Here is an 8,256-nt window from a genome sequence, read left to right as displayed (position 1 = left end):
TGGTCCTAGAGAAACCCCATCATCGCAGGTCACAAGGCACTTCTTCGTTCCCCGAGAAACTGTCCACAGACATCAAGCCGGTGGATCCAGGCTCATACGTTCCGGTATTGGCGTCTTCTCCGCGCGAGCGGAGGTGAGCCGGCGGGGGAGTATATAAATCCCCCCGCCCACAAGTCTTCTCCGCGCGAGCGGAGGTGAGCCGTCTCTCCCCTTGGTCCCCATGCAGTTCGCAGCGTCTTCTCCGCGCGAGCGGAGGTGAGCCGGCCCGGAGTTGGCGCTCCGAGCCTTTCTGATCGTCTTCTCCGCGCGAGCGGAGGTGAGCCGGTGTAGCTACTGGGTCGGGTCGCCGTCGGCGCGTCTTCTCCGCGCGAGCGGAGGTGAGCCGCATGTCTCGGGTCTGCACGCGGAGTGACTCCGGTCTTCTCCGCGCGAGCGGAGGTGAGCCGCTTGCGAACCAGCGGGATGCGCTCGCGTCCCGGTCTTCTCCGCGCGAGCGGAGGTGAGCCGCTCCTGGACGAGCGCTACGACTCGCGCGACGAGTCTTCTCCGCGCGAGCGGAGGTGAGCCGATCGGTGACCGATTTGGCCAGGCCATCGACGAGTCTTCTCCGCGCGAGCGGAGGTGAGCCGGATCCAGGGAAGGCGGAGGCATGAATCCCGGCGTCTTCTCCGCGCGAGCGGAGGTGAGCCGGCGGTTGCCCACATCACGTGGGACAAGAACGCGTCTTCTCCGCGCGAGCGGAGGTGAGCCGTTCGTCGGGCTTTCCGAGACCGCGCAGCGTATGTCTTCTCCGCGCGAGCGGAGGTGAGCCGTCACCAGTGATAACGGTCCGCGTTAGGTCGCCGTCTTCTCCGCGCGAGCGGAGGTGAGCCGTCCGAATCGGGCCTGGTGCCCAAGGCGGTCTCGTCTTCTCCGCGCGAGCGGAGGTGAGCCGCGGCATTCCACCCCGCACGCCTGTCGGCGGCGGCTGAACTTGGACCCACTTTGGCCGGTTGAAAACTGACCCAGGTGTCTTCGATTTGGTTGGTTCAGTTGTTGTCGGTGGTGGCGGTGGGGACGCGACCGAGTTCACGTCCTCGCATGCGGAATGAGTCGCCCTTGAGGGAGTGGACCTCGGCGTGGTGAACGAGGCGGTCGATCATGGCGGCCGCAACGGTCTCGTCTCCGAAGACTTCTCCCCAGCGCCCGAAGGGTTTGTTGCTGGTGACGATCACGGACGCGCGTTCGTATCTGTTCGAGATCAGCTGGAAGAACAGGTTCGCTGCCTCGGCCTCGAAGGGGATGTAGCCGACCTCGTCGACCACGATCAGCGGGTAGCGGCTGAGCTTGGTGAGCTCGGCCTGGAGGCGGCCGGTGTGGTGGGCGGCGGCCAGACGGTCGACCCATTCGGCCGCGGTGGCGAACGCGACGCGGTGTCCAGCCTGGCAGGCGCGGACCGCGAGCCCGATCGCCAGGTGTGTCTTCCCGGTGCCGCCGGTTATCAACGGAAGAGTGCTTTGGCGCGTGTGTTTGCCCAGGTCGCAACGGTGTAGATATCGCAGGAACGATGCGGTTGTCGCTGCGGGTGACGATCTTCGTAGGATCGGAGCATGCCAGCTGATGAACGCGTGACCCGGTCTTCGTTCTCCGACCGCATCCAGCAGATCTCCACCGCTGGTGCGATGCCAATCCTGCCGGGCCGGATCTGGTCGGATGACGACTGGGGGCGTATCCAGCTCGGTTACTCATCCCGAGACATGGACGAGAAGTGGGATGTCTTCACTGAGGGCGATGTCGTCTTCCTGCACCGAAGCTGGACCGGCAACGCGGTCTTCGAGGCGACCTTCGCCCCGGCCGATGGCGGTGGCTGGCAGATTGCCAAGGCCGTGGTAGAGCGCGATCCGGAGCGCTATCGCAATGACGACGATGAGTACGACTGTCTGATGCTTGAGCTGGTGCTCAGCGCGATCGTCCTCGGAGAGTCAGCGAAAGAACTCAGGGAGAAGTTGGTGGAGTTGACCCGCAAGAGGTCGGGGAACGCGGAAGTTCCCGCCGGGGTTGTGCAGCACAGCGCCTTGGGTCTGCGTTCGGGTTCGTAGGCCACTCTGCCTGCCGGTCAGCTGGGCTGGACCTGTCCGGGCGAGCCGCGGCGGGTGAGTTCGCGTCGGAGGTCGAGGTTTTCGCCGTGGGCCTGTTCGAGTGCGTCCCGCAGAGCCTGAATTTCTTTGCGGTGCTGCTTCTTCAGACGGGCGATCTGGCTGGTCAGCGCGAGGACGAGGGTGCTTTGATCGTCGGCCGCCGTTGCCGGTGCGGGGATCGGACGAGCCTGGGCCCGCAGGCGTTCGATACGACTACGCAGGTCGGGGTGGCTATAGAGGAAGGCGTGGGAGACTCCGGCCTCGCGCTGAACGGCCTGAAAGGTAATCGGCTCGCCCCGCTTGACCAGGGTGCGGATGGCCTTCTCCGTCGCTTCCGTCTTGGCCTGGGACTTCGCCTTCGCGGCGGCCAAGAGGGTCCGGGTGCGCTTGGTGTGGGCGTCGGTCATGGCCGCGTCCTTCGGTGGTGGTCGAGATCGAGGCGGAGGGGAACGGGGCCGGTGGAGGCAGCGCCGCAGCCGGCGCCCTGGACCGCTCGGCCGGGCTCGCTGGCGATGGTGGCCAGCAGCTTCGTGAGGGCCGCGTGCTCGGCTCGTCGCTGCAGCAGCCAGACGTTGTCCTCGGGCATCGGGCGGCCGTGACGTTCCTGGAAATTGGTGGTGGTGCGGTCGATCAACGCCGCCGTCTCGGTCAACTGCCGTGCAAGGGCTGGTTGATGGGAAGGGTCGGTGACGAAGACCGAGCAAGTCAGGCAGGCGTTTCCCTTGTCGCAGGTCTGCAAGGGCGGCAGCATGCACCAGCCGTGCGGCAGGAACCGGTCGGCGCGGTTGAACAGGTGCAGGGTGTCGTGGTCGTCGCGGGAGAAGGTGACGTGGGTGCCGTCGGCCCGCAGCTTGGCGGTGGCCAGGAATGCTTGCTCGGCGTGTTCCTGGCGGGCGGCGACGTAGTGCATCGACATCGACGGGCTGGCATGCCCGGCATAACGCATCAACACATGGACGGGCAAGCCGAGTTCGGCGAGCCGGGTCAGTTTTGTGTGCCGGAAGCGGTGGGTGTGGCTCAGGCCGACCGGTTTGCCCTTGCTGTCGGTGATCTTCACGGTCTTGCTGAACTCGCGGAGCATCCAGCTGTAGGTCCCCGACGGGTAGGGCTTGTCGCCCTGACGGTTGCCGGTCCGCTGCATGAACAGGTGACGTGGGGCGATGCCGGGGAACTGGTCCCGGATCCACTGCCGTTGTTCCTCGATGACCGCGACTACCTCGAGGTCGACGAGGATGTTGTCCGGCGCGATATCGATCTTGCTCTGTGCGTAGTGGAAGCGGGCGACCTCCTCGCCTTCGGCGGCGTCGACCGGCCGGTCGGGGACCGGAGAGAGACACTCGAAGCGGCAGGTGCGGATCTCGCTGGCTCGCCGTCCGGTGAGGATCTGCAGCAGGATCATGCGCATGGCCTGCGGATCGTCCATGCCACGGGCGGTAACTTGATGCCCGTCACCACAAGTGACTCCCATCTGTTCACCGCGGCCCAGCCCGAGCAGGGGCAGAGCGGCGGGGATCTGTGCGAGTGCGTGGTCGTCGACGTAATGCTCGTCGTTGAGGTCGCGCTGGTGGGGAATGCGGGAGACCTGGCGGATCCAGCCGGCCGCGTGCGCGTCGGTGACCCGGGACCAGGGGTGCACTCCGAGGACCTGGCGGGCCTCGGCCGGATTGGCCGCGACGAACGCGAACAGCTCGGCGATGGCCCGCAGATCATCGTTGATCTGGCGGGCGGAGACCGGCTTGTGGGCGAATCGTTGCTCGCTTTGCCGAAGCAGCCGGTTGACGGGGTCGGCGTCCCAGCGGCGGAAGGCGGCAGCCACCTGGACCGCGTGGGCGGGATCGCCCAGGACGTCCAGCGGATCGGTGAAAGTTTCGAGCCAGCGGTCGAAGCGGACCAGGCAGCGGATCCTCTCCTGGCTGACCGTGGACCAGCGCAGGACGCCCGCCTCGAGCTGGGTGCCAAGCCACCACTTCACCGCCTCCCGCAACCAGGGGTGGGCGATCTTGGAGGGTGAACAGCCGTAGTGGGCCTGGGGTTCGTGTTCCGCGAGCGGGATGCGCGGGTCGCATCGCGGATGCCATTCGTCCAGCGACCACCACGGCCCGTCCGAGCAACGGGCGAGGAGAGCGAGACGGCTGAAACGGAAGATCACCCGGAGCCGGGCGATGCTGCCGTGCGGCGGCAGCCGGCCCCAGCGGGTGGCGTAGAACCACCGCTGCAGGGCGCCGGCCGTCTCCCAGTCCATGGTGCGGATCGAAGTCGGGAAGGGGTGGTCATCACGGATCGCCCGGCGCAGGATGTTCGCGAACTGGTTGGTGCCCAGCACCGCGGAGCGAGTCCCGTCCATCGCCTGCCAGTGCGACATCCAGGCCAGTTCGAACCGGAGCGGGTCGGGCAGTCCCCGCAGGTCGATCCGGCGGTCACCGTTCTCGGTGATCCTGTCCCAGTCGTCGACGTCGTCGCCGATGACCACGCGTGTCCAGGGCTCGGGCAGGTCGGCCCACAGGCGCCAGAACCGATCCTCGCCGCCGGCAGCGTGCAGGTGGCGTTGTTCACCGGCCATCGGTCACCTGCCAGGAGGAGACGTACGACTTCCAGTTCGCGGCGGCCCGCAGGGCCTCGTCCTCACGGACCCAGCCATAGAGGTCCAGCGTGGTCTGCACGTGTGCGTGCCCCAGTCTGCGCGAGACCACCCACTCCGGCGTCCCGGCCAGCAACAACGCGGTCGCGTGAGAGTGCCGGAACCAGTGGGGCGTCCAGGCAGCGGGACCGGCACCCTTCTTGCGCAAGGCGGCGGTCTTGTCCCGCACCGTCCCCTCCCGCAGGGCGGCCAGCAGCGGCGGCCGGGTCAGATTCACCAGCAGTGGCGAGTCGGTACGAATCTCGATGCCCAACTCGGCAGCCCGGCAGGCGAGATGGGTGAGGTAGTCGGCGAACAGCCTCTCCAGGTCACAGCCGACATAGACCCGGCGGGGGCGCATCATCTTCACCCTGGCCCCGTTCGGATTGTCCTCACGGGGGACGATCTCGATATAGGGAGTGGAGCCGCGGCCCATGACGAAGTCGCCGATCCGCAGCCCCAGGGCCTCGCCCAGGCGCATCCCGCTCTCCGCCAGCAGCGCGAACAGCAACCGGTCACGCAGGTTGCCCGTCCATTCGCCGACCGAGGCATCCGGCATCGCACAGCCGTCCAGGATCGCCTGAATCTCCCCCGGCAGCAGCAGGGGCGGCCGCCCCCGATGACGATGACGGCGGACCCTGACCAGCGAGGAGGGCCCCGGCCCGGTGCGGGCATCCAGGTGCGCGAGCAGACCACGGGCCGGCGCCCGCCGCGGTGCCCCGCGCATGATCCGGCCCGCCACCGGCACCGAGAAGACCGCCTCCTGCCAGCGGTAGAACGAGATCAGCGCGGCCAGCCTCGCCTCCAACGTCTCCGGCGCGGGCACCTCTTCGGGCTCGACCAGGGCGTGCTCGACCGTGCGGCCGTTGCGCAGCCAGGACAAGAACCCGGCCACGGCCGGAACTCCGAGGTCCCGCCACTTTGCGGTCTCGTCGCGCTGTTCAAGGAATGTCCACCACTGAGCCAGCGAGGTCGCATAGCCACGGACGGTGTTCGGTGACCACAAGAACCGGTGGGCCTCCAGCCACTCCTCGACCGGGTCGACCGTCCGGTACTTCTCGTCGATCACGGTCCATGTCCGCCGCCCGTTCGAGGGCCGGACTGCCAAGCTGTGCGCCACTGATGCCGTTCCGTCTCGTTGAAGAACTCCCGTTGATAGCAATGCATCAACGACACAGAACGCTCACAGTGACGCTCGTCGAAGACATAGAAGCCAGGGACTCAAGCCCCGTTGATAACGGGCGGGCCCAGGAAAACGGCGTTCTCTTTCCCAGCGATGAAGTCCAATGTTCCCAGATGTGCGAGCTGTTGGCGCGTCATCCCGCGCAGGTGGGTGACGTCCAGCTCCTCGATGGTCTTGATCGCGGGGAAGCGGGCAGACCGCACCCGTGCTTCGCCGCCGTGTGACTCACGGGCGGACACTTCGCGCTGGAGGCAGGCGACCAGGTATTCGGCGTGGGTCCAGGACTCCTTGCGGGCCCGCTCGGCGAGACGATCAGCGGCATCCAGCAGGGCCGGAGCCTTCATCGCCCGCGCGAGGAACGCGAGGTCCGCAGCGGTCTGGGAGCCGGTCCTGCGACCGGCAGCCGACGTGGTGGCGGTGGATGTCTTGGTGGCGTCGTCGATGACGGCGGTGGTGCGGGGCATCAGCCGGCCTCCCTGTTCTTGCCGCCTTCGATGACCGTGAACAGCCGGTCATAGGTGCCCAGTTCCCGTTGCTCGACCTCGATGAGCGGGCTCGGATCGGCCTGGGCCGTTCGGGCGGCCTTGGTGCGGGCGGCCTGCTGGTGGTGCACCTCACCGCGCATCTCCTTGCCCGCGGCGGCATGGTCGGGGTCGGTGATGGTCTGGTGGCGGGCCCAGCAGCGCGGGTGCTGGGCGACGATCTCGCCACCGGGTGCAAGGACGGTGATCTCGTCGTTGTCACACAGCACGGTGACGGTGCGTCCGATCGCGGCGGGGTGCACGGAGTAGTCGCAGGTGTCGACACGGACGTAGTGGTCGCGGCCGATCCTCGTCTGCAGTCGCCACCAGGCGGGCGGGTCGACAGGTGGCAGGGCGAGCATTCCAGCCCGGTCGGCCTCCCACCGCTCGACGGGGCGGGTCTGCAAAGTGCGGTGGACACGCCGGTTGGCGATGGTCAGCCACGTGGTCAGCTGGGTGTTGAAGTCGCCGGGGCCACTGAAGGTGCGGCCGGGAAGGAAACTCGTCTCCAGGTAGCCGTTGGCCCGCTCGACCAGCCCTTTCGCTTCTGGATCACGGGGCCGGCACAGATCGATCTTCGTGGCGAGCAGGCCCGCGAACGCGGCGAACTCGGCAGTGAGCTTCCCGCGGCCGACTCCGGACTCGTTGTCCCAGACGAGCATCCTGGGCACCGCACCCCAGGCGGACAGCAGCCGCCAGTGCCCGTCGATCAGATCACCGGTCGTGCGCGAGGGCAGCATCCGCGCGGCGATCACCCGCGAATACCCGGACACCATCACCAGCACCGGCGGCCGTCCGCTCTGGCCGTAACCGAGCGGGATGTCCGCATCGGGAAACCACAGGTCGCACTGGGCCAGCTCGCCAGGCCGATACGTCGTGCGCGAGACCGGATCGACTGGCACATAGGCAGGCCGCAGGTCCCGCACCCGGTCCTTGAGAACCGTCATCCCGCGTTCCCAGCCGATCCGCTCGGCAATTACGGTGGCCGGCATCGTCGGAGTCTCCCGCAAAAGCTCACGGATCTGGACCTCGACCGCGTCCACGACCGACCCCTGAGACGGGCGCTCGTACTTTGGCGGCCGGTCCGTGGCCAGGGCTCGCTTGACCGTGTTCTTCGAGACCCAGATGCCGCGCGATTGCTCGGATCGGCATCTGCTCAGCCCGGTGCAGCCTGCGAATCTCTGCCCAGTCCTCCACGAGGATCACCCTTTCCCTCCTGACCTTCCATCAAGATCAGAGTCAGGCGAAGATCACCAAGTGGGTCACTTTTGATACGCCGTCAGAGGGTCAGAATTCAAGCGACGCCGAGAACGCCGGCAACATCATGTCTTCTCCGCGCGAGCGGAGGTGAGCCGGACGACGGCACCATGGCCCGCCCGATCCCCGAGTCTTCTCCGCGCGAGCGGAGGTGAGCCGAACTGAACGGCCACGGCGACGAGGCCGAGGATGTCTTCTCCGCGCGAGCGGAGGTGAGCCGAACTGCATGGTGATCCCGGCCTGGGCGAGGGTGTCTTCTCCGCGCGAGCGGAGGTGAGCCGTGGGCCCGCACGGTCGGCCCGTCCCTCGGTGGGTCTTCTCCGCGCGAGCGGAGGTGAGCCGGGAGTGGCCGCGCGGGCCAGGACTTCGATCGGCACTGTCACGTTGGCTGACCGGGTGGGATGATCTTCGTGTTGATCATGCTGGGAAGGGGATCGCTGGTGTCGTCTGTGCCGCCGTCGTACAGGGGTCACCGGTACCCGGTCGAGGTGATCTCCCACTGCGTGTGGCTGTACTTCCGCTTCCCTCTGTCTTACCGCGAGGTTGAGGAGCTGATGCTCC

6 protein-coding genes, 1 pseudogene and 2 CRISPR repeat arrays are annotated in these 8,256 nt (G+C 67.3%); of the genes and pseudogenes, 1 reads left to right on the top strand and 6 read right to left on the bottom strand.

Features of this window, described 5'->3' with window-relative positions; all coding sequences use genetic code 11:
* Nucleotides 1-112 precede the first annotated feature (112 nt).
* Nucleotides 113-934: direct repeats of the CRISPR family, unit length 29 nt; unit sequence GTCTTCTCCGCGCGAGCGGAGGTGAGCCG.
* 94 nt (nucleotides 935-1,028) lie between these two features.
* On the bottom strand, nucleotides 1,029-1,484 hold the full coding sequence (locus ACWD6R_RS38690) for an ATP-binding protein (protein ID WP_451823039.1): 456 nt from the start codon (nucleotides 1,482-1,484) through the stop codon (nucleotides 1,029-1,031).
* A 177-nt stretch (nucleotides 1,485-1,661) separates the two neighbouring features.
* Here ACWD6R_RS38690 and ACWD6R_RS38685 point away from each other — a divergent pair, with 177 nt between their 5' ends.
* Entirely contained in the window at nucleotides 1,662-2,078 is a 417-nt protein-coding gene (locus tag ACWD6R_RS38685; protein ID WP_451823040.1) for a hypothetical protein, read from the top strand.
* A gap of 17 nt (nucleotides 2,079-2,095) precedes the next feature.
* On the opposite strand, the gene ACWD6R_RS38680 is transcribed toward ACWD6R_RS38685, so the two are convergent.
* From ACWD6R_RS38680 to istA, 5 genes and pseudogenes are all read right to left on the bottom strand, one after another.
* Nucleotides 2,096-2,524, bottom strand: a complete 429-nt coding sequence (locus tag ACWD6R_RS38680) for a DUF6262 family protein (RefSeq protein ID WP_451823038.1) — start codon at nucleotides 2,522-2,524, stop codon at nucleotides 2,096-2,098.
* Entirely contained in the window at nucleotides 2,521-4,677 is a 2,157-nt protein-coding gene (locus tag ACWD6R_RS38675; protein WP_451823037.1) for a tyrosine-type recombinase/integrase, read from the bottom strand. Before ACWD6R_RS38675 ends, ACWD6R_RS38680 begins: the two co-directional genes overlap by 4 nt.
* The gene (locus tag ACWD6R_RS38670; protein WP_451823036.1) at nucleotides 4,667-5,803 is read right to left on the bottom strand and encodes a tyrosine-type recombinase/integrase; all 1,137 of its coding nucleotides are present in this window, start codon (nucleotides 5,801-5,803) and stop codon (nucleotides 4,667-4,669) included. The genes ACWD6R_RS38675 and ACWD6R_RS38670 overlap by 11 nt, the downstream gene beginning before the upstream one ends.
* Nucleotides 5,804-5,955: 152 nt before the next feature.
* Nucleotides 5,956-6,381, bottom strand: coding sequence for an ATP-binding protein (locus ACWD6R_RS38665; RefSeq protein ID WP_451823035.1), 426 nt, complete (start codon nucleotides 6,379-6,381; stop codon nucleotides 5,956-5,958).
* Nucleotides 6,381-7,644: pseudogene (istA, locus tag ACWD6R_RS38660) on the bottom strand (IS21 family transposase). The gene ACWD6R_RS38665 and the pseudogene istA overlap by 1 nt, the downstream one beginning before the upstream one ends.
* Nucleotides 7,645-7,764: 120 nt before the next feature.
* Nucleotides 7,765-8,037: a CRISPR direct-repeat array (repeat unit 29 nt; unit sequence GTCTTCTCCGCGCGAGCGGAGGTGAGCCG).
* Nucleotides 8,038-8,256 lie beyond the last annotated feature (219 nt).

This window comes from Streptomyces sp. NPDC005151, assembly GCF_053599875.1.
The sequence above is the reverse complement of the archived record's forward strand: the minus strand, read 5'-3'. Positions and strand labels throughout refer to the sequence as shown.